The sequence below is a fragment of the Paraburkholderia bryophila genome (assembly GCF_003269035.1).
In the GTDB taxonomy this organism is placed as follows: domain Bacteria; phylum Pseudomonadota; class Gammaproteobacteria; order Burkholderiales; family Burkholderiaceae; genus Paraburkholderia; species Paraburkholderia bryophila.
On record NZ_QLTK01000026.1, the window covers coordinates 73,250 to 97,468 of the forward strand.

The 24,219-nt window shown below is 63.3% G+C and carries 17 protein-coding genes; 10 read left to right on the forward strand and 7 right to left on the reverse strand.

Going from position 1 to position 24,219, the window contains the following annotated elements:
- The first annotated feature begins 50 nt into the window (after positions 1-50).
- Positions 51-962, forward strand: coding sequence for a 3-hydroxyacyl-CoA dehydrogenase family protein (locus BX591_RS27990; protein ID WP_176343067.1), 912 nt, complete (start codon positions 51-53; stop codon positions 960-962).
- Positions 963-1,112: 150 nt separating this feature from the next.
- Here the strand turns inward: BX591_RS27990 and BX591_RS27995 are convergent, their stop codons facing one another.
- Positions 1,113-2,456 carry a type II toxin-antitoxin system HipA family toxin gene (locus tag BX591_RS27995; protein ID WP_176343072.1) on the reverse strand — a complete coding sequence of 448 codons (1,344 nt, stop codon included), beginning with the start codon at positions 2,454-2,456 and terminating at the stop codon, positions 1,113-1,115.
- Positions 2,456-2,785, reverse strand: a complete 330-nt coding sequence (locus BX591_RS37265) for a helix-turn-helix transcriptional regulator (protein WP_111934579.1) — start codon at positions 2,783-2,785, stop codon at positions 2,456-2,458. Before BX591_RS37265 ends, BX591_RS27995 begins: the two co-directional genes overlap by 1 nt.
- A 228-nt stretch (positions 2,786-3,013) precedes the next feature.
- Between BX591_RS37265 and BX591_RS28005 the strand changes: the two genes are divergently transcribed.
- A complete protein-coding gene (locus tag BX591_RS28005; RefSeq protein WP_111934580.1) occupies positions 3,014-3,625 on the forward strand; it encodes a flavin reductase family protein in 612 nt (203 codons plus the stop codon).
- A gap of 178 nt (positions 3,626-3,803) precedes the next feature.
- Positions 3,804-4,244 (forward strand): cupin domain-containing protein, encoded by a 441-nt coding sequence (locus BX591_RS28010; RefSeq protein ID WP_111934581.1) that lies wholly within the window; start codon positions 3,804-3,806, stop codon positions 4,242-4,244.
- An 11-nt stretch (positions 4,245-4,255) separates the two neighbouring features.
- Here BX591_RS28010 and BX591_RS28015 read toward each other — a convergent pair whose 3' ends face one another.
- The gene (locus BX591_RS28015) at positions 4,256-5,647 is read right to left on the reverse strand and encodes a polyhydroxyalkanoate depolymerase (RefSeq protein ID WP_111934582.1); all 1,392 of its coding nucleotides are present in this window, start codon (positions 5,645-5,647) and stop codon (positions 4,256-4,258) included.
- Between the two features lie 219 nt (positions 5,648-5,866).
- On the opposite strand from BX591_RS28015, the gene BX591_RS28020 reads away from it, so the two are divergent.
- Positions 5,867-6,520 carry a glutathione S-transferase family protein gene (locus tag BX591_RS28020; RefSeq protein WP_035560933.1) on the forward strand — a complete coding sequence of 218 codons (654 nt, stop codon included), beginning with the start codon at positions 5,867-5,869 and terminating at the stop codon, positions 6,518-6,520.
- 31 nt (positions 6,521-6,551) lie between these two features.
- Here BX591_RS28020 and BX591_RS28025 read toward each other — a convergent pair whose 3' ends face one another.
- From BX591_RS28025 to BX591_RS28035, 3 genes are all read right to left on the reverse strand, one after another.
- The gene (locus tag BX591_RS28025; RefSeq protein ID WP_111934583.1) at positions 6,552-8,525 is read right to left on the reverse strand and encodes a methyl-accepting chemotaxis protein; all 1,974 of its coding nucleotides are present in this window, start codon (positions 8,523-8,525) and stop codon (positions 6,552-6,554) included.
- Between the two features lie 169 nt (positions 8,526-8,694).
- Positions 8,695-11,274, reverse strand: coding sequence for a heavy metal translocating P-type ATPase (locus BX591_RS28030; RefSeq protein WP_111934584.1), 2,580 nt, complete (start codon positions 11,272-11,274; stop codon positions 8,695-8,697).
- Between the two features lie 108 nt (positions 11,275-11,382).
- Positions 11,383-12,024, reverse strand: coding sequence for an FMN-binding negative transcriptional regulator (locus BX591_RS28035; RefSeq protein ID WP_111934585.1), 642 nt, complete (start codon positions 12,022-12,024; stop codon positions 11,383-11,385).
- A gap of 289 nt (positions 12,025-12,313) precedes the next feature.
- On the opposite strand from BX591_RS28035, the gene BX591_RS28040 reads away from it, so the two are divergent.
- Both BX591_RS28040 and BX591_RS28045 read left to right on the forward strand, forming a co-directional pair.
- Positions 12,314-13,732, forward strand: coding sequence for a DUF1254 domain-containing protein (locus BX591_RS28040; protein WP_111934586.1), 1,419 nt, complete (start codon positions 12,314-12,316; stop codon positions 13,730-13,732).
- Positions 13,733-13,946: 214 nt separating this feature from the next.
- Positions 13,947-17,741 (forward strand): DUF748 domain-containing protein, encoded by a 3,795-nt coding sequence (locus BX591_RS28045; protein ID WP_111934587.1) that lies wholly within the window; start codon positions 13,947-13,949, stop codon positions 17,739-17,741.
- A 110-nt stretch (positions 17,742-17,851) separates the two neighbouring features.
- Here the strand turns inward: BX591_RS28045 and pdxR are convergent, their stop codons facing one another.
- Complete coding sequence (pdxR, locus tag BX591_RS28050; protein ID WP_111934588.1) at positions 17,852-19,414, reverse strand: MocR-like pyridoxine biosynthesis transcription factor PdxR; 1,563 nt, start codon at positions 19,412-19,414, stop codon at positions 17,852-17,854.
- Positions 19,415-19,544: 130 nt separating this feature from the next.
- Between pdxR and BX591_RS28055 the strand changes: the two genes are divergently transcribed.
- The 4 genes from BX591_RS28055 to BX591_RS28070 all read left to right on the forward strand — a co-directional run bounded on the left by BX591_RS28055 (position 19,545) and on the right by BX591_RS28070 (position 24,087).
- Positions 19,545-20,654 carry an ABC transporter ATP-binding protein gene (locus BX591_RS28055; RefSeq protein ID WP_111934589.1) on the forward strand — a complete coding sequence of 370 codons (1,110 nt, stop codon included), beginning with the start codon at positions 19,545-19,547 and terminating at the stop codon, positions 20,652-20,654.
- 136 nt (positions 20,655-20,790) lie between these two features.
- Positions 20,791-21,840: an ABC transporter substrate-binding protein gene (locus BX591_RS28060; RefSeq protein ID WP_105510946.1), complete on the forward strand. Its 1,050-nt coding sequence runs from the start codon at positions 20,791-20,793 to the stop codon at positions 21,838-21,840.
- Between the two features lie 114 nt (positions 21,841-21,954).
- Positions 21,955-23,232 (forward strand): ABC transporter permease, encoded by a 1,278-nt coding sequence (locus tag BX591_RS28065; protein ID WP_167444631.1) that lies wholly within the window; start codon positions 21,955-21,957, stop codon positions 23,230-23,232.
- Between the two features lie 15 nt (positions 23,233-23,247).
- On the forward strand, positions 23,248-24,087 hold the full coding sequence (locus tag BX591_RS28070) for an ABC transporter permease (protein WP_111934591.1): 840 nt from the start codon (positions 23,248-23,250) through the stop codon (positions 24,085-24,087).
- The last annotated feature ends 132 nt before the right edge of the window (positions 24,088-24,219 follow it).

Consider the following 24,219-nt stretch of genomic DNA (forward strand, 5'->3'; position numbering starts at 1 on the left):
TTCAAAGCTTTCATCGACGGTAGCGGGAGAGCGGCGTGGAGAAGGACGTGATGAAGGCAGTGATTGGCGTAGTCGGCACGGGATTGATGGGCGTCGGCATTGCGACGCAAAGCGCGTTGCATGGGCACAGGACGATCGTTCACGACGTCGACCCGGCGCGTCTCGCGAGTGTGGCGCCCAAAGCGGAAGCGGTGCTCGACGAACTGATCGACGCCGGCCGCATCGACCAAGCCGCTAAACAGGCGGCGCTCGGGCGCATCGAAACGCATGCGCAACTTGACGTGATGGCGTCGGCGCAATTCGTGATCGAGGCCATTCCCGAAGTGCTCGAACTGAAGCATCGGCTATACGCGGCGCTGGCTCCTTTGCTCGCCGGCGACGCGATTCTCGCGAGCAACACCAGCGGCTTTCCGCCCGATCAACTGGTCGCGCCGTTGCGGGCGAAGGAGCGCTTTCTGATCGCGCATTTCTGGAATCCGCCGCACATGATCCCGCTGGTCGAAGTCGTGCCGGGCACCGCGACTGCGCCGGACGTGACGCAACAGACCGCCGCGTTGATGAGCGCGATCGGCATGGAGCCCGTGGTGCTCGCGAAGGCGATTCCGGGTTTCGTCGGTAATCGCTTGCAGTTTGCGGTGCTGCGCGAGGCGTTGAATATCGTCCGTTCAGGCGCAGCCACGGCGGATGTGGTCGACCGCGTGATGAAGGCGTCGCTCGGCCGGCGGTGGGGAATCGTCGGACCGCTGGAGGGGGCGGACATGGGCGGGCTCGACACCTTCCTCGATATCGCCACGCATCTGATGCCGGAGCTGGCCAAAGACGAAGACGTGCTGGATCTGCTGCGACAACAGGTCGACGCCGGGCGAGTCGGTGTGCGCAGCGGCGCGGGGTTTTATGAGTGGGACGAGGCGCATTTAGCGCAGGTTAAGGCGGGGCGGAAGGGGTTGATTAGCCGCGGCTAGTGTCGCGGTAAATGGCCGGCGGGTGCGTGGCGTCGCGAACGACGTAACGGACCTCAATGGAAATTTGACTGCGGTGGAAGCCCGGTATGGCGTCTCGTTTCCGCTCTCCGATTGCAAGGTTGGCAATCGATGGTGGAACAAGCTTCGCCACTACCGAGCCCCCGCAGCCCGCAACCTGTCCCGCTGTTTTTCGACCCCCTTCAGAATCGATTCCGCCAGTCCTCCCGGAAAGTCCGGGGGCACTTGCGCGTTCACCGCAGCAATCACCCCATCAGTCGCATCGACCACTTCCTCAATGATCTCCAGCGCAGCCACTTTCCCCAACCCAACTTGCCGAGCCTGCTCAACCCAATGCCGCTGTTGAATCCGGTCGATCAGATAGTGATTTGTGCTGCCACGAACCGCCATTGCCATCTTGGCCTTCTGGCGAGCAATCTGATTCCTCCCCGAACCGATGATCGGATGCGCGGAAAGAACATCGTAAAGCGGCGTGGACCGATACCGCCCGCCCGGCAAATGAACAATGCTGAAGTTCTTCGCGTGCCCGTCGGTCGCCGCGAGTAGCCAGAACACCAATTGAGTCTTGAAGAACTGCAGCCGATCCTGATCCGCATTCTCTGAACCGAGCAAGACGTCCATGATCTCGGCGATGCCGGGACCGCCATCGGCCTGATATTTCAGATGCGACGGTCGCCCGGTAGCCTGGCACATGTCCTCCTGCGGAAGACGCACGATCCAGCGAGCGTCGCTCGATAGCCTGCGATCAAAGCGTTCGACGACGAGCGCTTTCTGATCCTCGAATGTAGCCACCTCGCAATTCGCCACAGGCAGTCCATAAGCCGCGACGATTCTGGCGCACAACCACTCGTTCTCAATCGACGTCCGCATGTCCGCTTGCATATTCCCAACCAGCCCGAGCGGGAGCTTGAAGATATGCGTGGTCGGCGTGCTACCTGTCGGGTAGATCCATTCGCCGTCATGGCGCAGCAATGCGGTTTTCTCCTGCGCCCCGGCAATCGATAAGCGCAGGTCCGCACCATCGTCGTATTGGCCGAGTGGGGCCGCAGCGGTTGCGTTGCGCAGAAGCTGTGCGATCTCCGGTTCGGAGAGCAGCGCGCCGGAAATGGTGTAGAGATCGGTGGGTCTTCCGTCCGCGGGAAGTAACTGGATTGCGCCGACGCAATCGCGGCCAAGCGCGACCAGCAGATCGAACGCGTTCGTGCTGCCTGTATGGTGTCGCTGAGCTAACCGCCGCCGAATGGCATCGCTATCGGGGAGCAGATTGTCGAAGAACGCGCTCACCAGGTCGCCCCGATAAGGCTGATTGCCTGGTGTGAATGGCATCGACAAGGACAGCGGGCGCCCCTGTTCGTCGCCGATCCACGTGTCGAAATAACTCAAACGCTCCCCGTCACGCGCTCTTTCCCAATAGCCGACGGGGATACCGTTCATCCAGATGTCGAGTCGTTGCGTCTGAGCGCGGCGCGCCATGATTACCAGTTTTCCTTTTTCTTTTTGGCCGCGACGGGCCGGACTTTCTTGACCGCAGGGGTGGACCGTTGGCGCTTCGGCGTGACAACCGACGCAGATTCGCTACTCGTTGCAGCTAACGTTTGACTTAGCCGCAGATCCACATTGAGCAGGCGCATGACTTTAAAAATGCGTTCAACGCTGGCCGCGGCAGGATTGGCCTCCAGTTGCGCGTAGCTTTGCTGGGTGATGCCTAACAATTCCGCGACCGCAGCTTGAGTGAGTCCCGCGGACTTGCGAAAGCCCTGCAAAATGGGCCGGAGCTGAGCTGGCGTTTTGATAGCGTAATCCATGGGATTATCTTCGGTCTCATACAGTCTTTAAACTGTATCACACAAATACAGCCTTAAGGCTGTATTTGATATAAACAGTCTATAGGCTGTATTTTAATTTAACAGTAAATAGGCTGTAAAAACGCTGTGCACCAGCAGGACTGCTCAGCCTCCCGCTCCCAGCAGCCTCAAACACTCTGCGGTATAACTACCCCTCCACATCCCCCGCAAAACCCCCAAGCCCACCCCATGCCCCACTACTTCTACAATCCCGCCACCGGCCACGGCCTCCCGCACGACCCGTTCAAAGCCATCGTCGCGCCGCGTCTGATCGGTTGGATCGCATCACGCGACACCGAAGGCACCCTTAACCTCGCCCCCTACAGTTTCTTCGGCGCGTTCGCGAGCTTCCCGCCGATCATCGGTTTCTGCAGCGAAGGCCGCAAAGACAGCATCGCCAACATCGAAGCCACCGGCGAATTCGTCTGGAACCTCGCGACCAAGCCGCTCGCCGAGCAGATGAACCGCTCATCGGCTCCGGTCCCGCCGCATATCGACGAATTCGAACTCGCCGGCCTCACCGCCGCGCCGGGCCGCAACGTGAGCGTGCCGCACGTCGCCGAATCGCCGGCCGCGCTCGAATGCAAGTTGCTGCAAGTGGTGCGTCTGCATACCCTCGACGGCACGCCGATGGACAACTATCTGTCGCTCGGCCAGGTGGTCGGTGTCCACATCAACGAGGCCTATCTGAAAGACGGTCTGTTCGACACGCACGCCGCGCAGCCGATCATGCGAGCGGGCTATCGCGCCGACTACGCGGAAATCGGCGACATGTTCCAGATGTTCCGCCCGACCGCATAAAACCACCAAAGTGGTTCACGCAGCCCGCGCCGCGCATAACATGGAAAAACGCGGCGCTCATCCCATTGCCACGTCCCACCGCCCGAAACCCACCGCGCAAACTGGCCCGCTTGATGCTTGCAACCGACGCTCCAACGCGTCGTTTTCAACTGCCGGCTCACTCTCCAGGAGCGCGATCATGTCCACCGAATTCGCCACGCAGTTCAGCCACGTCCGTCCGCAAGACACGTCCTACGAGGATCAGGGCTTGCGCGACTTTTTTCTCTACCGCGATTTAGGCATTGCGCAGGCAACCGGCGGCAAGGTGCTCGCGCAACTCGTCAAGGCGAATCACGCACCAGAGCAAGGCACCGGCTGGCACCGTCATGAGGCCGATTTCCACATTGTGATCATGCTGAAGGGTTGGGCGCGTTTCATGTACGGCGACAAGGAGACGCTCGTCGCCGCCGGCGATTGCGTGCATCAGGCACCGGGCATCGTCCACTATCTGTTCGATTATTCCGAGGACATGGAGTACATCGAGATCGTGTCGCCGGCCGATTTCAAATCGATCGAGGTCGACGGCCCGTGCGAGGTGCCGGCCGTCAAGCCATGGAAGAGCGTCGCGGCTGAGTCATAAATCACGACGCTTCAAGCCGAGCCGCTGCCGCCGCCACTCACGCGGCCGGCAGCCACGGACACATCCACCACCGCCGCCGCAACCGGCGCCGCCGCCGTCACTTCGGCCGCGGTGGCCGCCGGCACCGGCACGGGTTGGATGGTCCGCGCCTTCGAACTCACCAGCACCGCGCGCGGCTCGTTGTCGTAAATCACGGCTCGCACACGCGGATAAATCTGCCGTTCCCAGCGGTGCCCATTAAACACACCGTAATGCCCCACGCCAGTCTGCACATGATGCGTCTTCAGATACGGCCGTAACTTGTCGCACATATCCTGCGCGGCGAGCGTTTGCCCGACCGCGCAGATATCGTCCTTTTCACCCTCGACGGTCAGCAACGCGGTGCGGCGAATCTTCGACGGCTCCACGAGACGCCCCGCCACCTTAAGCTCATGCAACGGCAACGCATGCCGCTGAAAAACCGTATCGACCGTCTCCAGATAGAAGTCGGCGGTGAGGTCCATCGTGGCGAAATACTCTTCGTAGAAGGTATGGATCGTATCGGCCTTCGCCGGATCGCCTTTCGCGCGCTCGTAATACATCGTCTCGAACGAGTCGAAGTGTCGACCTAGATTCATCGACATAAAGGCGGTCAACTGCACGAAACCCGGATACACACGCCGCTGCGCGCCCCCGAAACCGAACGGCACCGCGCTGATCAGGTTCTTCTCGAACCATTCGAGCGGTTTGCTTTTGGCCAGTTCGTTGACGCGCGTCGGGTTGATGCGCGTATCGAGCGGACCGGCCATCAGTGTCATGCTGGCCGGCTGCGCGGGATGATCGTCGGCGGCCATCAGCGCGACCGCCGCCAGCGCGGCAACGGTCGGCTGACACACCGCCAGCAGATGCGTGCCGGGGCCGATCGTCTCCGTAAAGTCGATCACGTGCTGCACGAATTCGTCGAAGCCGAAGCGGCCCTTGCTCAGCGGCACGTCGCGCGGGTTGTGCCAGTCGGTGATATAGACATCATGTTCGGCCAGCATGGTGCGCACGGTGCCGCGCAACAGGGTGGCGAAGTGGCCCGACATCGGCGCGATCACCAGCACGCGCGGTTGCGGCGTCGAGAGCGTGGTGTCCTTGCGGAAATGCAGCAGCGAACAGAACGGCGTGTGCGCAGCGACCTCCTCGACGATCGCCACCTGCTTGCCTTCCGTCACCACACTGTCGATGCCGAACGGCGGTCGTACAGGCGTCAGCCCGGCGAGCGTCAACAACTCGGCGGCCGCACGCATCGAACGTCCGTGCGGCGTTTCGCCGAACGCGGGCCATGCGTCGAGCGAGTGAATCATCAGGGCCGCGCCATGCCGCATCGGCAGCATCATGTCGGCAAGGGCCTGGTATGTGGGGTATGCGAACAGGTTCATAACCTTCGCACGAGTGCTGAAGAGGAAGGAACTCTCGTAGAGGCAAGTCATGTGCCAATCATGCAAGCGCACACGTGCAGACGCCGCTGCACATTGGCATAGCATTTGCGCTGTTCATGGCAACGGGCCGAAATTGCCGCGCTTTGGTGCGCGCGCGCACGCCAACGTGCACACAGCGCATCGAGCGACGGCTGGACGCGTCATCTGGAGGAGAATCGTATGGCGAATACCACGCTCACCATCAGCAGCAAGAACTATTCGTCGTGGTCGTTGCGCGGCTGGCTGCTGACGCGCTTCAGCGGCCTGCCGTTCGACGAGATCGTAATGCCGATCGACGACCCCGCCGCGCGCGCCGAATTGCTGCTGCTATCGCCGTCGATTCTCGTACCGTGCCTGGTTCACGACGGCATCAAGGTGTGGGACACGCTGGCCATCGCGGAGTATCTGAACGAGTTGAAACCGGAAGCAGCGCTGCTGCCGAAAGACATTCGCGCGCGAGCGCATTGCCGTTCGATTTGCGGCGAGATGCATTCGGGTTTCGGCTCGCTGCGCTCGGCGCTGCCGATGAACCTGAAAGCCCATTTTCCGGGCTTCAAGGTATGGGCGCGCGCGCAATCGGACATCGACCGGATCGTGACGATCTGGAGCGATTGCCTGAAGCAGTACGGCGGCCCGTTTCTGTTCGGCGAGCGCAGCGCGGCGGACGCGATGTACGCGCCCGTGGTGACGCGCTTCGTGACTTACGACGTCAAGCTCGATCCGGAGATCGTCGACTACGGGCAGCGGATCATGGCGCTGCCCGAGATGCAGGCGTGGATTGCCGACGCGCAGCAGGAAGTGGAAGAGATCGACGAACTGGACGTGGAGTTTTAACGACCGCTATCGCTATCGCAAAAGCTCGCGCTCAACCCCGCCCGCTTTCCAGCTTGAACACACTGACCACCTGCGCAAGCCGCGCGGCCTGATCGCGCAGTTCGGCGGCCGCGAGTTCCGCTTCGCCGACGATCGTCGCATTCTGCTGGGTGGCCTCGCCAATCTGCGTCACGGCGAGATTGACCTGCTCGATACCGCCCGATTGCTCGCGCGACGCGACGCTGATTTCGCCCATGATCGCGCGCACCTGGCCGACTTGCTGCACGATGCCCTGCATCGTCGAGCTGGCTTCTTCGGCGATCTTGAAGCCGCCGCGCACGGTCGCCGCCGACGTCGCGATCAAACTCTCGATCTCCTTCACCGAAGCCGCGCTGCGTTGCGCCAGCGCGCGCACTTCCGACGCCACCACCGCGAAGCCCTTACCGTGTTCGCCCGCGCGAGCGGCTTCCACGGCGGCGTTCAACGCAAGGATGTTGGTCTGGAACGCGATGCCTTCGATCACCGTGGTGATTTCGGCGATTTTCTGCGACGAGCGGCTGATCTCGCCCATGGTCGACACCACGCGTTCCACGGCGCGGCCGCCTTCGAGCGCCGCTTCGGCGGCGCGCATAACCAGTGTGTTGGCTTGCGCCGCGTGGTCGGCGTTCTGCTGCACGGTCGACGTGATCTGCTCCATGCTGGCCGCCGTTTCTTCGAGGCTGCTCGCCTGGGTGGCGATCCGCGCGGCGATATTGCCGCTGCCGGTAGCGATCTTCTCCGTGCCCTGCGACATACCCGCCGACGCGTTGCGCACTTGCGAAACAATGCGCGCGAGCCCTTCGCCGATGCCGTCGATCGATTGCATCAGGCGGCCGATTTCGTCGGCGCGAGCGTTCCCGCCCTGTGCCACGCGCACGCTCAGATCGCCAGAAGCGAAGCGTTCGGACGCTTTGGCGGCTTCCGCGAGCGGGCGGCTCACCATGCGCCGCACCGCGATCAGGAAGACCACCGCGAACGCGCCCACCAGCACGAAGCCGAGCACGAGGAACGTGTTGCGTGTCGCGGTGACGTCGGCCATCACTTCATCGCGCGGCGCGACGCCGCCGACCAGCCATTGCCATTCCGGCACCGTGACGAACGAGACGAATTTGTCGCGTGCGTCGCGCTCGCCGAGCGTGGCGTCGGCCGAGCGGTATTCGAGCTGGCCTTCCTTCATGTCGAGCATCTGCTGATACGGCGCGTTCGCGTCGTCCGCGCTCTGGCCGGCGGCGGCCGGATGCACGATCAGCTTGCCGCGATCCGCGCCCTTCGACGCGTTCAGCACGAAGTAGTAGCCGCTGTCGCCGATCTTCAGATTGCGGATATCGTCTTCGACCGACTGGATCTGCTTGTCCACGTTCACGCCGACGAACAGCGCGCCGATCACGCGGCCGCTTGCGTCGGTGATCGGCCGGTATTGCGTGATCAAACGTTTGCCGAACAGCGCGGCCAGTCCTGTGTAGGACTTGTTCGCGAGGATCAACGCATACGCCGGCGCTTTGCGGTCGAGCAAGGTGCCGATCGCGCGCGCGCCGTCCTGTTTCTTCAGCGACGTCGTCACGCGCACGAAGTCGTCGCCGCTGCGCGCGAACACGGTGGCGACCGCGCCGCTGCGTTCCAGAAACTGGTCGGGGATGGTGAAGTCCATGTTGAGGACCTTGTCGCCGGCTTTGATGGTCGGCGTCGCGACGCCGCCAATGTCGACTTTTTGCGTGTCGTCGAGCGTATAGCCGGGTGGCAGAAAGCTCGCGAACAGCGACATCGAGCGGTCGACCTCGGCCGACAGCGCCTTGTCGAACAGCGTGATCATGGCGGCGATCGAGCGGTCCCGGTCGGCGATACGGTCGAGCACCTGATCGCTGACCTGTCTGCCGGCCGTGCGGGTGAGCGCCCAGGTGAAGGCGGCGAATATCAGCGCCACCAGTACGCACGAAAGAACGGCAAGCCGGGCGCCGACGCTGGCGCGGCGCAGAGAGAGGAATTCCATTGACGATTACGCAGTGAGGAGGACAAGCGAAAGCGCGGGTCCTGCGTAAGCGGGGTCCGCGCGTTGATATCAGGGTTAACGGCAGTGTCGTCCGCTTTCTTTAGGTTTTTGAAAGCTCGACGTAATCGGTGAGGTGTCTACGCCACGAGGCGGCTCGACGGCTTGACCATCAACGCCCCGTCGATCCGGGCGCACCGCGCCAGGTACGCAGCAGCAGCGCGTTGGTGACGACGCTAACGCTCGAAAACGCCATCGCCGCGCCGGCTAGCATCGGGTTCAGCCAGCCGAAGGCGGCCAGCGGAATCCCGATCAGGTTGTAGACGAACGCCCAGAACAGGTTCTGCTGGATCTTGCGCCAGGTCCTGCGCGAAATGTCGATCGCGTCGGCCACCAGCGCCGGATCGCCGCGCATCAGCGTGATGCCGGCCGCGTGCATGGCGACGTCGGTGCCGGTCGCCATGGCGATGCCGATGTCGGCGGCGGCTAGCGCGGGGGCATCGTTGATGCCGTCGCCCGCCATCGCCACGATGCCGGCGCTGCGGATTTTCAGGTCGCGGATCACGCGGGCTTTGTCGTCGGGCAGCACGTCGGCGTGGAATTCGTCGATGCCGAGCGCTTTGGCGACGCTGGCGGCGCTGCCACGGTTGTCGCCCGTGACGAGCACGCTTTTGATGCCCATCCGCGCCAGCCGCTCGATGGCGGCGCGCGCGGTCGGTTTGACGGTATCGCCGAAAGCGATCAGGGCGAGGGCGGTGGGCGCCTGCTGGTCGCGCTGCATCAGCCAGGAAACCGTATTGCCGGCGGCTTCGAGTTCGCGAGCGCGTTCCGTCAGCGCCGGCGGTAATGCGATGCCGAGTTCGTTGAGCCAGCGCGTGCTGCCCAGCGCTAGCGTGTGACCTGCGACCTCCGCTTCGACGCCGCGACCCGCCACGGCGCGCGCGGCGCTTGCTGTACTTGCCTTGGTTGCCGCCTGAGGCTGGCTTGCCGACACGGCCTCGTACGCCGTGATCACCGCCCGCGCCAACGGGTGATCGCTGTGCTGCTGCACGGCTGCCGCCAGCGCCAAAGCTTCGTCACGGCCGATCTCGCCGATCGGTTCGAAGGCCGTCATCGATGGTTGGCCAAGCGTCAACGTGCCGGTTTTGTCGAACGCGACGATCGTCACGCGATGCGCGGTTTCCAGCGCTTCGGCGTCCTTGATCAGCACGCCGTGCCGCGCGGCGACGCCGGTGCCGGCCATGATCGCGGCGGGCGTGGCCAGGCCGAGCGCGCACGGACAGGCGATCACCAGCACGGCGACCGCGTTGAGGATGGCGGTCTCACCGCCCGCACCCGCGATCAGCCAGCCCGCCAACGTGAGCGCGGCGATCGCCAGAATCGCCGGCACGAAGATTTCGCTGACGCGGTCCACCAGTCGCTGGATCGGCGCTTTCTCGGCCTGTGCGCTTTCCACGAGGCGGATGATCCGCGCGAGCGTGGTTTCCGCGCCGATCGCGGTAGTGGTCACCGCAAGCGCGCCTTCGCCGTTGATCGAGCCGGCGGTGACCTTGTCGGCGGCCTGTTTCGGCACCGGCAGGCTTTCGCCCGTAATCAGCGATTCGTCGATGTGCGTGCGGCCTTCGAGCACCGCGCCGTCTACCGGTACGCGTTCGCCGGGACGCACGATCACGACCGTGCCGACCCGCACTTGCGCGAGCGGCACCTCGCGCTCGTCGGCGCCGACGCGAATGCGCGCGCGGTCGGGGCGCAGCGCGTTGAGCGCGCGGATCGCGTCGGTGGTCTGGCGCTTGGCGCGGGCCTCAAGCCACTTGCCGAAGCGCACCAGCGTAATCACCACCGCCGACGCCTCGAAATACAGATGCATCATGTCGCCGGGATGCGTTGCCAGTTCGTAGACGCTGATGCCATACGCCGCCGACGTGCCCAGCGCCACCAGCAGATCCATATTGCCTGCGCCAGCGCGCACGGCGCGGAAGGCGGCGCGATAGAAGCGCGCGCCGAACACGAATTGCACGATCGACGCGAGCGCGAACTGCAGCCAGGGCGACAGCATGGCGTGCACGCCGAACCATTCGGCGACCATCGGCACGACGAGCGGCAGGGTCAGCACGGCGGAGGCGAGGACGGCGGCCAGTTCGCGGCGGCTTTGTTCGCGTTTGCGGTCGGTGGGGGCGATCGAGGCGACAGGGGGCGCGTGACTGCCGGCATTGCCGTGATCCAGACGGCTCGCCTCGTAGCCGGCTTTCTCCACGGCGGCGATCAGTGCCTCGGCGGTTGGGTCGGAGTCGGCGCCGCTCAGGCTGACGGTCGCCGTTTCGGTGGCCAGATTCACCGACGCGCCCGTCACGCCCGCTACCTTCGTCAGTGCTTTCTCGACGCGCATCGCGCAGGAAGCGCAGGTCATGCCGCCGATCGCCAACCCGGTGGCTTGCGGCGCCTGCATGGCCGCTGCGGCCAAGGCGGACGCCGCAGGCGCAGCATGCTCGGACGCCACCAGCGTCGCTTCGTAGCCCGCTTTGCGCACGGCGGTGGCGAGCGTGTCGGGTTCGACGGTGGCGTCGCTCTCGATACGGGCTTTTTCCGTGGCGAGATTCACCGACGCGCGCGTGACGCCCGGCACTTTGGCCAGCGCCTTTTCGACCCGCATTGCGCATGAGGTACAAGTCATCCCGCCAATGTCGAGTTCGGCGGTTCGGGCTGGAGTGGCGGCGGCGTCCGAGGGACGCTGCGGGTTCGCAAGTTCTGTCATGGTAGGCAAGGCTCATGGCGGCATGGGGCCGCGTAATGAACCCAGTATCTTCCTTCCCATGATGGGAAGGTCAAGGGCGGTTTGCGCGATGCGGCCGAAAGCCGCCCCTCAGAACGCCGGCGGCGCATCCAGCATGGCCTGCCCGACCGCCTGCTGGTCATCGCTGGAACGCGTCAGCAGCGTCTCGGCCGCGCCGCGCCGGTCGGCGGCGGCCTTGTTCTGGCCGAGTTTCCATTTGCCGACCAGCCGCGTCACCTCGATCTCGATCCCGACAATCGCGCCGAGCATCTGCGCGATAAAGTCGGCGGGCGCGTCGCCCATTTTCCACGGCACCGGCTCGCCGGCTTCCATCTTGCGGGTCAGCCGCGCCACCAGACCGCGGACGAACGTTTCGTCGTCGCGTACGACGATCCGGCCATGCGCATGCACGACCATGTAGTTGTAAGTCGGCACTTGCCGATGCGCGTCGTGTTTGCTCGGATACCAGTTCGGCGAAATATAGGCCGTCGCCCCCTGGAATATGACGAGCGCGTCGGCATGGGTGGACACCTCCTGCCAGACCGGATTGGCCCGGGCCACGTGGGCCCGCAGGATGGTGCCGCCTGCGGGGGCGGCGTCCAGTTCGAACGGCACATGATTCGCATCGAGGCCGTTGGGTCCGTTCGTAATCAGCGCGCCGAGCGGCTGCTCGCCGATCAGGCGATGGAGAACCTCGGGCCGGTTCTCCTCGAAATGCGCGGGCATGTACATAAAACACTCCGGATCCACGAGGGCGAAAGCACCGCCAGACTTTGAAACGAGCGACCCGGCAGACAGGGCAAAACCAGCCGAATCCGGCGCAATCGCGCATGGCGTGTGCATGACAACGCGCTATTCATACCTTTGCGCTTGCCTGGTGAGCAAGGATACGATACAACCCGATGTTGTCGGCATCGCGCACGGCGGACTGGCTGTGCTGGGTTTGGGGAGGCCCCGCCAAAGCAGATCTCGCTGCGCGCCGACGTCTCCCTTAGGACCGCACGTTCCGCCACCTGAACGAATGATAAAAAATCGCCGAGAACTGTTTTCGCTTCACTGGACCTGCGCATCGTTCGCAGGCCTCGCATTTCTGGCCGGTTGCGCGTCGCCTCCTGCCGCGACACAAAAACCCACCGGCTGGATCAAGGACGAAGTCGCCGACTCGTACGTATTCGGCTACCCGCTGGTGCTGATGGGTGTCGCGCGCGACGCGGCGGTCGGCACCGATCCGGGTCAGGCGCCGCTCAACACGCTGCGCCACGCCCAGGCATTGCCGCCGGTCGGCGCATCCAACCCGCCGCAGCCGAGCCTCGACACGCTCGACTCGACCGGCTGGCTGGACGTCGGCAGCGAGCCGGTGATCGTTTCGCTGCCCGATTCGCATGGCCGTTACGTCGATGCCCGCGTGCTGGACATGTGGACCAACGTCGTCTGGTCGACCAGTGCGCAATTCACCACCCGCGCGGCCGGCATCAAATCGCAAACGATTGCCTTTGTCGGCCCCGGCTGGCAGGGCGATCTGCCCAAGGGCGCGAAGCGCGTCGACGTGCCGACCCGCAACGCGTGGGTGAGCGTGCGTATCCAGTCGAACGGCACGCGCGACCTGACGGCAGTCCGCAAGTTGCAGCGCGCCATTCGCGTCGCGCCGCTTAGCGTCTATACCGGCGACGGGCGTACGGCGACGATTACGCCGCCGCGCAGCAATGCCGCCGACGCGGCCATAAGCGCATCCGGCACGCCAGCCGCGCAAGTCGCCGCGCTCGACGCCAACGGTTTTTTTACGCGACTCGCGCAAGCCTTGCCCGACAATCCGCCGACACCGGCCGACCCGCACGCGCTGAAATTCCTCGCCGACCTGGGCGTTACGCCGGGTGAGCCGGTCAAACTGCCGAAAGCGACCGATGCGATTGCCGCCGGCCTCACCGAAGGTCATGAGCGGGTCGTCACGGCGCCGTCCAATTTGCTGAACGGCAACGGTTGGAACTGGTTTGGCGACGGCGTCGGCAATTACGGTCCCGACTATGCGTTGCGCGCTTACGCTGCGTCCATGCAACCGGGCATCGGCACGAAAGACGACGAAGTTCGCGCGGTCGTCACGCAAGACAGCGACGGCCATGCGTTGAACGGCGCCAATCGCTACGTGATTCACTTTGCGCCGAACCAGTTGCCGCCGGTGCGCGGTTTCTGGTCGATCACCGCTTACACGAAAGACGGTGCGTTGGGCGAAAGCGCGCCGGCCCGTCTGGCGGTCGGCGATCGTAACGGCGCACGCCGCAATCGCGACGGTTCGCTCGACGTGACCGTCTCGTCGGTGCGCGGCAAGAGCGGCAACTGGTTGCCGGCGCCGCGCGCCGATCTGCAACTGGTGCTGCGTTTGTATGCGCCGAAGCCGCAAGCCACCGACGGTAGCTGGCAACCGCCGGCGGTCGTGCGGCAGTGAAATGCGTCGCTGATATGACAGTCGCGCGCGCTTGATGCGTCGATTAATTTATGCCCGCCGTTTTACGACGGCGGGCATAAACTTTTAATAGCGTCAGCGATTGTGTAAGCCCAAGCTTACATTTCTGTCCCACACCAGATTCACGACTTATACTGCCGCTTGCGGGATTTTCGTTTTCGCGGCGGGCTTGCCGCCGCACTACCCAAGACCGAGCATGGCAAGCCTCAACAAAGCATCATTAGCCTCCTCCATGCAGACCGTGCGCGACGTCGCGCAGTCGCGCCGTACCCGGCGCGTCCTGATCGGTCTGCTGATCTTCGTCGTATTGTTCGGTCTGCTGGGCTTCTTCGCGGCGCCGCCGCTGATTCGCCATATCGCAGAGCAACAACTCAGCAAACAGCTCGACCGTCCGGCCACTATCGGCCGGATTGCGCTGAATCCCTATACGCTTCGACTCGAAGCCGACCGCGTGCATATTGGCGATAAGGGCGGCGCGGGCGATTTCGTCGATATTTCGCGGCTCATCGTGAAGGCGTCGTGGAGTTCGCTGTTTCGCGCGGCGCCGATCGTCGACGAAGTGCAGCTCGACTCGCCGCGCTTTCATATTGTTCGGTACGACGCGCAGCGCTTCAATTTCACCGACCTGATCGAGAAATTCTCGAAACAGCCGGCCCAACCCGACAGCAAGCCGACGCTGTTTTCCGTGTCGAATATTCGCCTCGAAAACGGCCAGATCACGTTCGACGACAAACTGCTCGGCGTGACCCATGTGATCGATCAATGGAAGCTCGGGATTCCGTTTGTCGCCACGTTGCCGTCGAAAACCGACATCTTCGTCGAACCGTTGCTGCGCGCGCGGATCGACGGTAGTCCGCTGGCGATCGACGGCAAGACCAAGCCGTTCGCCGCCTCGCGTGAATCGGAAGTGTCGCTGCGCTTCGACGGGCTCGACGTGCCGCGGCTCATGTCGTATGTGCCGACCAAGCTGCCGGTGATCGTGCAGTCCGGCAAGCTGTCCACCGACCTCAAGCTCAACTTCGTGATCTCGAACGACGCGCCTTCGCTGCGCGTAGCCGGCACCGTCGATATGAACGACGTGGACGTGCGGGATCAGGGCACGGCGCCGTTCTTCGCGGCCCACGCCGTGCATGTGGCCGCCGCGACGCTCGAGCCGTTGAAGAGCCTGTATCACTTCGACGAGATCCGCATCGACGCGCCGAGCGCCGATCTGGCGCGCGATAAAAACGGTGTGTTGAGTGTCGAGCGGATGTTCGCGCCGGCGCCGACGGCGTCTGGAACGGCCGCTGCGTCCGCACCGGCGGCGGCATCGGCAACTGCCTCGGCGGCCAGGACCGCCAGCGCACCGGCTGCCGCATCCGGCGCCGCTGCAACGGAAACGGCCGCCGCGCCGCCGCTGGATCTGGCGATCAAACGCTTCGTGCTGAATGACGGCACCGTGAACGTTCACGACGAAGCCGCCTCGCGGCCTGTCGACATCGGTCTGCAAAAGCTGGCTGTGACGCTGACCGATTTCTCGACGCTCGCCACCGCGCCGGCGCATTACACGCTGAATACCGATTTCAAGGACGGCGCCGGTTCGCTCGGCGCGGCGGGCGCGTTCGGCCTCGTCGCGAAGACCGCGAGCGCGAAGCTCGATCTGAAGTCGTTGAAGCTGCCGCTGCTGCAGCCTTATATCGACACCGCAACCGCCGCGCAAGTGACCGACGGCGCGCTGTCCGCCACCGCGAATATCGGCGCGAACTGGGCGAAAGCGCCGGTCGCCGTGATGCTCGACGACACGCAACTCGATCTGCAATCTTTGAAGCTGGCGGCGCGCGGCGGCAAGCAGCCGCTCGTCGCGCTGGCGCAGGCGCAGGTGAGCATCAAGCAGGTGGACGTGGCGGCCCGCACCGCGGATATCACGAGCCTCGAGACGACCGGTCTCTCGGTCGACGCGCAACGCCTGAAAGACGGCAGCATCAATCTCACGTCGCTGGCTGGTCCGCACGAAGCCGAGCCGCAGCGAACGGCGATTCACGCGGTCAAGAAGGCGCAGGAGCAAGGGCCCGCGTGGCACTACAAGATCGGTGAACTGAACCTGAAAGACGCGACCGCCAATTTCACCGACAACACCACGCCGCAACCCGTGCGCTTGAGCATCACGCCGTTGCAGTTGAAGGTGCAGCAGATCAGCGACGACCTCAGCCGTCCGCTTCCGGTCGATCTGCAGGCCACGTTGAACAGGAAAGGCACGCTCGGCGTGAAGGGCGACGTCACGGCCACGCCGCTCAAGGTCGCGGTCAAGGTGAATGCGAACCGGCTCGACGCTGCCGCTTTCGAACCGTACTTCGGCAGCAAGCTCAACGCGGTGATCGCAAGCGCGTTGCTCAACGCGAACGGCGAACTGGCGCTGAGCCAGGCGAAGTCGTTGAAGGCGAACTATCGCGGCGACATGGCGCTGGTCGACGTACGGATGCTCGACAAGGCGACTTCCGACCCGTTCGCGGGCTGGGGCTCGCTCGCACTGACCAACCTCAAGGCCGATTACGACGAGCGCGGCACGGAAGTGGACGCCGGCAAAGTCACCTTCACGAAATTCTACGGACGCGTGTTGCTCGACGCGCAAGGCAAGCTGAACCTGAAGGATGTCGTGGCGCATGAAAGCGGCGCGGCCCAATCGCTCACGCGCGACAAGAGCGGCGCCGAACCGGTGCCGCTGACGCCGCAAGCGCCGCCGGTGGCGTCCGCACCCGTGCCGGCTTCGGTGGCCACACCCGCCACGCCCGCCACCGTGACGGCCGCCACGCCGCCGCAAAGCCCGGTCAAGCTGCACTTCGGTCAACTGGTGCTGCAGCAAGGCCGCGTGACCTATACGGATAACTTCATCAAGCCGAATTTCACGGCGAATCTGGTCGGCATTACAGGCACGATCGGCGCGTTCGGCACGCAATCCACGACGGCCGCGCCGGTCGACGTCGCCGCGAAACTGGCGGCGAATGGACCGCTATCGATTCGCGGCACGGTCAATCCGCTGATCGCGAAACCGGCGCTCGATCTGACGGCGAGCGCGCACGATATCGAACTGACCAACCTCACGCCGTATTCGGCGAAATATGCCGGCTATCCGATCACCAAGGGCAAGCTGAACGTCGATCTGCACTACAAGCTCGATAACGATCAGTTGAACGCGAACAATCACCTGTTCATCGATCAACTCACGTTCGGCGATCACGTGCAGAACGATACGGCGACCAAACTGCCGGTGCGTCTTGCGATCTCGCTGCTGAAGAATTCGCGCGGTGAAATCGACGTCAATCTGCCGGTCTCGGGTTCGTTGTCGAATCCTGAATTCAGCGTTGGCGGACTGATCTGGCATGCGGTGCTCAACCTGCTGCAGAAGGCCGTGACCGCGCCATTCTCGCTGATCGCCAACGCGTTCGGCGGCAGCGGTGAGGAATTGGGCTACGTCGAATTCGAGCCGGGTTCCGCGAAACTCACGGACGCCGACAACAAGAAGCTCGACACGATCGTCAAGGCGCTGGCCGACAAGACGTCGGTCAAGATGGACCTGATCGGCCGCGTCGACCCGGCGGTCGACGAACCCGCGTTGCGTACGCAATACGTGGATCGTCTGGTCAAGCAGCAGAAGATCAAGGACGTGGTGGGCAACGGCGAGAGCGTCGACCTGTCGACGGTCACGGTCGATCCGAAGGATTACGACAAGTATTTGACCAAGGCCTACAAGTCCGCCGACTTCAAGAAGCCGCGCAATTTCGTCGGCCTGACCAAGAGCCTGCCGGACGATGAAATGAAGAGTGCGATCGCCGCCAATGCACCGATCGACGACGCCAGTCTGCGTCAACTCGCGCAGCAGCGGGCGCAAAGCGTGCAGCAGTATCTGGACGGCAAGATCGACAGCAGCCGCGTGTTTATCGTTGCGCCGAAGCTGACCGCCGACGGTATCAAGGACAAGGGCGCGACCACGCGGGTCGACTTTGGTTTGAAGTGACGTGAATGGGGTGGCTTCTGCCTGAGGCCCATCGGGTAGCCGAGCACTGTGTGCTGCGTGCTGCCCGCGCGCGCCAAGGCACGCGGCGGCACGCAGTACGTGCCGCGCTATCAGGCGGCGCGCGTCGGCTTCTTCAGCGCGGTCTGCTCGATCACGCGCGCCAGCGTGTCGAACGCGGGGCCGATCTTCTCGTTCGGCACGCAGGCATAGCCCAGCAGCAAACCGCGCCGCGCGGGCGTGTCGCTGCTGTAGTAGCTCGCGAGCGGACGCACGATCACGCCGGCATCGTAAGCGGCGGCGGTCACCGCACGATCGTTTGCGTGATCCGGCAGACCGAGCACCAGATGCAAACCGGCTTCGTCGCCCATGACCGGCAGTTCGCTGCCGAAGCGCGCGGTGATCGCGTCGATCAGAATCTGCCTGCGCTCGCCGTACAACGCGCGCATGCGCCGAACGTGCGACGTGAGGTGGCCGTCCATGATGAAGTCGGTCATCACCGCCTGCTGCATCAACTGTCCCTCACGATACAACTCCGCGACGCCGGTCCGGAACGTCTCTACCAGGTGCTCCGGCGCGATCATGTAGCCGATCCGCAAGCCGGGAAACAGCATCTTGCCGAGGCTGCCCACGTAGATCACCTGGCCGGCTTCGTCGAGTCCCTGCAGCGAGGCGAGCGGACGGCTGCCGTAGCGGAACTCGCTGTCGTAGTCGTCCTCGATGATCCAGACATTGTGCTGACGCGCGTATTCGAGCAGCGTGCGGCGGCGCGCGAGGCTCATTACCATACCGAGCGGATATTGATGCGATGGCGTGACGAGCGCGAGTCGCGGCGGCTGTTGCAGATCCTGCTCGCGCGGATTCAGACCTTCGGCGTCCACGGGCACCGGCACCAGCGTGATTCCCGACGATTGCAGCACGCTGCGCGCGCCCCAATAGCAAGGCTCTTCGACCCACGCGCGATCGCCGACGTCGGTCAATAAACGCACCGCCAGATCGATCGATTGGTGAATACCCGTGGTGATGATGATTTGATCGGGCGTGCAATTCACCGAGCGCGCCACGCGCAGATAGTCGGACAGCGCCCGCCGCAATGGCCGATAACCGCCGCCCGGCGCGTAGGTGAGCAGATCGGGATTGGCCTCCTTCCACAACCTGGCCTGCAGGCGGCTCCACGTACGCGCGGGAAATTCCGCGACGTCGGGTACGCCCGGCATGAAAGCACCCCATTGCTTGGCGGATACACCCGCTTTGTCGATCAGCCGGCGCCCGCGCGCCGACAGGTCGGCGAGATCGCGTTTGGGCGGCGCTGGCGCTGCATTTGCCGGTGGCTCCGCGGCAGCGCGCTTCTGCGCGTCGACACTCGTCACGACCGGCTGCTTGCGCGCGTTCATGGCAGCCGTGTCCGGTCTCGTGTCCGCGACATATGTGCCGCTGCCGGTGGTCGAGATCACATAGCCCTCGGCGGTCAACTGATCGTAGACGTGCAGGACGGTATTGCGCGCAATGCCGAGGTCTTCGGCGAGCGTGCGTGAACTCGGCAGCTTGGTGCCGGGCGGCAACTGGCCGGTCAGAATGGCCTGCTGCATCAGTCGCAGCGTCTGTCTGTAGACCGGCTCGGCGGCCGTGCGGTCGAGCCTCGCGGCGAGCCAATCCGACAAGATCACGGTGTCCAAGTGGTTCTATCCGGAATAATGAAATGGTTCCCTATTGTAGAACCGTAACGGTCTATAGTGAGCCACGCAATTGACACAATCCCGCTGTTTCGCAGGGGAAGCCAGCTGGATCGCAGAGGAGACTGGAGCGATGAAAACCGATGACGTGATCGTCAGCTTTCGCGGTGTGCGCAAGACCTACGACGGCGAAACGCTGGTCGTCAAACAACTCGATCTGGACATTTATCAGGGCGAATTTCTGACGCTGCTCGGACCGTCGGGATCGGGCAAAACCACTTGCCTGATGATGCTGGCGGGTTTCGAATTTCCCACTGGCGGAGAGATCTGGCTCGACGGCACGTTGCTCAATACGGTGCCGCCGCACAAGCGCAACATCGGCATGGTGTTTCAGAACTACGCGCTGTTTCCGCACCTGACGGTCGAGCAGAACGTGGCGTATCCCCTGACCGTGCGCAAGGTTTCGGCGCAGGAGCGTGCGGAGCGCACGCATAACGCACTGAAAATGGTGCGTATGGAGAGCTTCGCGAAGCGCTATCCGGCGCAGTTGTCGGGCGGCCAGCAGCAACGTATCGCGCTCGCCCGTGCCCTGGTGTTCGAGCCGAAGCTCGTGCTGATGGACGAACCGCTCGGCGCGCTGGACAAACAGTTGCGCGAACACATGCAATACGAACTCAAGTCGTTGCACGAGAAGCTCGGCGTCACCTTCGTGTACGTCACGCACGATCAAGGCGAAGCGCTGACTATGTCCGATCGCGTCGCGGTGTTCGATAAAGGCATCGTGCAGCAACTCGATACCGTCGACCGTTTGTACGAATCGCCGTGCAACGAGTTCGTCGCCAACTTTATCGGCGACAGCAACAAGCTGCGCGGCACGATCGCGAATGTCGACGGCGAGTTCTGCGAGTTTCATCTGAGCGACGGTACGCGTCTCACGGGCCGCAATATCGGCGGCGCGCGGGCGGGTACGTCGGCCGTCGCGTGCATCCGGCCCGAGCGCATGAAACTGGCCAACCGCTCGGCGAACGGCGAGCGGCACGCCGGCGCCAATGCGCTCAGCGGCGAAGCGCGCGGGCTGATCTATTTCGGCGACCACGTGCGAATGCGCTGCGGTCTGCCGCAGCAGGACGAGTGCTTCGTCAAGGTGCCGCTTGGCACGGCGGCACTCGATACATTCTCACCCGGCGCGCCGGTCGCGTTGGAGTTCGCACCGGAGCATCTACGGGTTTTCGCCGACGCGTAAATACGTTGGGCGTATTGAATGCAGTGAACATGCCGGGCGTGCAACGCGCCCGACGTGTGTAGGTCTTTTCAGCAGCCATAACAAAACCGAGTCGTACCTGGATTTGAAGCACATCACCCAAGGAGAGCAACACACCATGAGCAAGATCGTGAAATCGCGCTGCGCCATCGCTGTCGGTGCTGTCGCGCTCGCGCTGGGCGCCGCGCAAGTCAATGCCGCCGAACTGACGGTGGTCAATTTCGGCGGGGCGAACGGCGACGCGCAGAAGGCGGCATTCAACCAGCCGTTCGAAACGCAGACCAGCAATAAAGTGACGGCCGTCGAATACAACGGCGAGCAGGCCAAAGTGAAGGCCATGGTCGAGGCCAAGCACGTGAATTGGGACGTGGTGGAAGTCGAATCGGGCGATATTGGCCGTGGCTGCGATGAAGGACTGTACGAAAAGCTCGACTGGTCGAAGCTCGGCAAGAAGTCGGATCTGATTCCCGAGGCCCCGCAAACCTGCGGCGTCGGTTTTTTCGTGTGGTCGACGGCGCTCGCGTATAACGCCGACAAGCTGAAAACCGCGCCGACCGGCTGGGCCGACTTCTGGGACGTGAAGAAATTCCCGGGCAAACGCGCCATGCGCAAGGGCGCGCGCTACAACCTCGAATTCGCGTTGATGGCCGACGGCGTGCCGCCGAAAGACGTCTACAAGGTGCTCGCCACGAAAGAAGGCCAGGACCGCGCGTTCAAGAAGCTCGACGAGTTGAAGCCGAATATCCAATGGTGGGAAGCGGGCGCACAGCCGCCGCAATTCCTCGTGGCGGGCGACGTGGTGATGTCCACCGCGTACAACGGCCGGATCGACGCCGCGCAGCGCGAAGGCAAGAACCTCAAGGTGGTCTGGAACGGCAGCATTTACGACCTCGACTATTGGGCGATTCCGAAGGGCACGCCGAACAAGGCGTTGGCCGAGAAGTACATTGCCTATTCGATCTCGTCGAAGCCGCAACAGGACTACGCGCATAACATCGCCTACGGTCCGGTGAATGTGACGGCAATCAAGGCGCTCGACGCGAAGACGCTCGCCAATCTGCCGAACTCGCCGGCCAACGGCAAGAACGCCGTGCTGCAGAACCTCGCGTTCTGGACCGACCATGGCGATGAACTGGAGCAGCGGTTCTCATCATGGGCTTCGAAGTAAGCGGTTGAGTTTGAGAAGGCGCGGCGCTATCGATAGAAGGCCGCGCTGTTTCGAGGCAATGAACCGTTCGCGCTTATCAGATAGATGTGCGCGAACGGTTGGATGGAGACAGGTGTGACTACGATGACGATCGCCGCCGATTCGACGCCTGAAGCAAGTGGTCGACTCAAGCGTGAACTGAAAGCCGCGGAATCGAAAAAGCGGGCCGTGGCCCTGCTGTTAATCGCGCCGCTCGCCATTTTCCTGCTGCTGATTTTTGTCGTGCCGATCGCTGCTCTGTTGACACGCGCGGCACAGAATCCCGAAGTGATCGGCGCGCTGCCGCATACGCTGAATGCGTTGAGTGCCTGGGACCGCAAGACGCTGCCGCCGGACGCCGCATACGCCGCATTGGCCACGGACCTCACCGCGGTCGCCGATGGCGACGGCATGGGCGCGCTCGCGCGCCGCCTCAACGTGGAGATTCCCGGTTATCGTTCGCTGGTTGCAAAGTCCGCGCACGCCATGCCCTTTGTCGACGACAACAACAAGCCGCTGCAACTCACGCCCGCGCAGGTCCACGCAAAATTCGTCGAACTGGACGAACGCTGGAACGACGTCACTTACTGGCAAGCCATCGCAAAGAACGCCAGTGCGTATTCGGCGTTTTATCTGCTCGCTTCGCTGGATCATAAACAGGACGCGTTCGGCCACATCATGCCGACCGATCCCGATCAGCAGATTTACCTCACCGTGTTCGGCCGCACCTTCGTGATCGGCGCGGTCGTCACGTTCTTCGCGCTGCTGCTCGGTTATCCGCTCGCGTACTGGATTTCGACGCTGTCCGAGCGGCGCGCGAATCTGGTCATGATCCTCGTGCTGATTCCGTTCTGGACCTCGATCCTCGTGCGCGTGGCTGCATGGATCGTGATTCTGCAAGGCGAAGGGCTGGTGAATAAAGCACTAATCGCGAGTGGCCTGATTCACGATCCGCTCGCTCTGCTGTTCAACCGCACCGGCGTCTACATTTCGATGACGCACATCCTGTTGCCGTTCATGATCTTGCCGCTGTACAGCGTGATGAAATCCATCCCGCCCACGTATCAGCGCGCTGCCGTGTCGCTCGGCAGTCATCCGTTCGCCGCGTTCTGGCGCGTCTATGTGCCCCAGACCTATCCGGGCATCGGCGCGGGCGCCTTGCTGGTGTTCATTCTTGCGATCGGCTACTACATCACGCCGGCTTTGCTCGGCGGGCCTGGCGATCAGATGGTCAGCTACTACGTCGCGTACTTCACCAACGTGACGATCAACTGGGGCATGGCGTGCGCGCTCGGCGGTCTGCTGCTCGCGGCGACGCTCGTGCTGTACGTGATTTATGGACGCTTCACGCGTTCGTCATTGAGCCTTGGCTGAACGGAGTCTATTGCGATGAAACTTGCCAAGCCTTTGTTCGCGCCGCATACGTCGATCGTGGAGCGCGTGTGGTATTTCGCGCTGCGCGCAATGGCCGTGCTGACGCTGCTGTATCTGATTCTGCCGGTGCTGGCGATCGTGCCGCTGTCGTTTTCGTCGAGCACGTTTCTGGTCTATCCGATCCCGGGCTGGTCGTTGCGCTGGTACCAGAACCTGCTCGCGTCCGACGAATGGCGCACGGCTGCCAAAAACAGCTTCATCGTGGCGCCGTCGGCGACGGTGGTCGCGACGGTGCTCGGCACCCTGGCGGCGATCGGTTTGACCAAGGCGAACTTTCGCGGCAAAGGGCTGCTGATGGCGATCCTGATCTCGCCGATGATCGTGCCCGTGGTGGTGGTCGGCGTCGGCATGTACCTGTTCTTCGCGCCGCTTGGGTTGGCCAATACCTATATCGGGCTGATTCTTGCGCACGCGTCGCTCGGCGTTCCCTTTGTCGTCACGACGGTCGCGGCCACGTTGCAGGGGTTCAATTACAACCTGGTGCGTGCCAGTTTGTCGCTGGGCGCGAATCCGGTGAAGACGTTCTTTCGCATTACGTTGCCGGTGATCGCGCCGGGCGTTATTTCGGGCGCGCTGTTCGCGTTCGCGACATCGTTCGATGAAGTCGTTGTCACGTTATTCCTCGCCGGCGCGGACCAGACCACGCTGCCGCGCCAGATGTTCACCGGTATCCGCGAGAACATCAGCCCCACCATTGCGGCGCTGGCAACGATTCTGATCGTGTTTTCGACAGGTCTTCTGCTGGCGCTCGAATGGTTGCGAGGTCGCAATGCCGCACGCGCGGTCAAGGCCTGAGGTTCACGATCGACATTGCCGTAATAGATACTTAAGTTTCCTTACATTCTGCAAAGTTCCGAACCGTTTCTAAGATTGTTCCCATTCCCCGTGGGTTTGCGTCTGTTCATACTCTGAGCCCTCTTCAGGAAA

What these genes read in the sequence shown, in the direction of transcription:
- BX591_RS28060 (WP_105510946.1), top strand. Translation starts at nt 20,791, where the DNA reads ATGAGCAAGATCGTGAAATCGCGCTGCGCCATCGCTGTCGGTGCTGTC.
- BX591_RS28055 (WP_111934589.1), top strand. Translation starts at nt 19,545, where the DNA reads ATGAAAACCGATGACGTGATCGTCAGCTTTCGCGGTGTGCGCAAGACC.
- BX591_RS28005 (WP_111934580.1), top strand. Translation starts at nt 3,014, where the DNA reads ATGCCCCACTACTTCTACAATCCCGCCACCGGCCACGGCCTCCCGCAC.
- BX591_RS37265 (WP_111934579.1), bottom strand. Translation starts at nt 2,785, where the DNA reads ATGGATTACGCTATCAAAACGCCAGCTCAGCTCCGGCCCATTTTGCAG.
- BX591_RS28030 (WP_111934584.1), bottom strand. Translation starts at nt 11,274, where the DNA reads ATGACAGAACTTGCGAACCCGCAGCGTCCCTCGGACGCCGCCGCCACT.
- BX591_RS28020 (WP_035560933.1), top strand. Translation starts at nt 5,867, where the DNA reads ATGGCGAATACCACGCTCACCATCAGCAGCAAGAACTATTCGTCGTGG.
- BX591_RS27990 (WP_176343067.1), top strand. Translation starts at nt 51, where the DNA reads ATGAAGGCAGTGATTGGCGTAGTCGGCACGGGATTGATGGGCGTCGGC.
- BX591_RS28040 (WP_111934586.1), top strand. Translation starts at nt 12,314, where the DNA reads ATGATAAAAAATCGCCGAGAACTGTTTTCGCTTCACTGGACCTGCGCA.
- BX591_RS28045 (WP_111934587.1), top strand. Translation starts at nt 13,947, where the DNA reads ATGGCAAGCCTCAACAAAGCATCATTAGCCTCCTCCATGCAGACCGTG.
- BX591_RS28035 (WP_111934585.1), bottom strand. Translation starts at nt 12,024, where the DNA reads ATGTACATGCCCGCGCATTTCGAGGAGAACCGGCCCGAGGTTCTCCAT.
- BX591_RS28010 (WP_111934581.1), top strand. Translation starts at nt 3,804, where the DNA reads ATGTCCACCGAATTCGCCACGCAGTTCAGCCACGTCCGTCCGCAAGAC.
- BX591_RS28070 (WP_111934591.1), top strand. Translation starts at nt 23,248, where the DNA reads ATGAAACTTGCCAAGCCTTTGTTCGCGCCGCATACGTCGATCGTGGAG.
- BX591_RS28025 (WP_111934583.1), bottom strand. Translation starts at nt 8,525, where the DNA reads ATGGAATTCCTCTCTCTGCGCCGCGCCAGCGTCGGCGCCCGGCTTGCC.
- BX591_RS28015 (WP_111934582.1), bottom strand. Translation starts at nt 5,647, where the DNA reads ATGAACCTGTTCGCATACCCCACATACCAGGCCCTTGCCGACATGATG.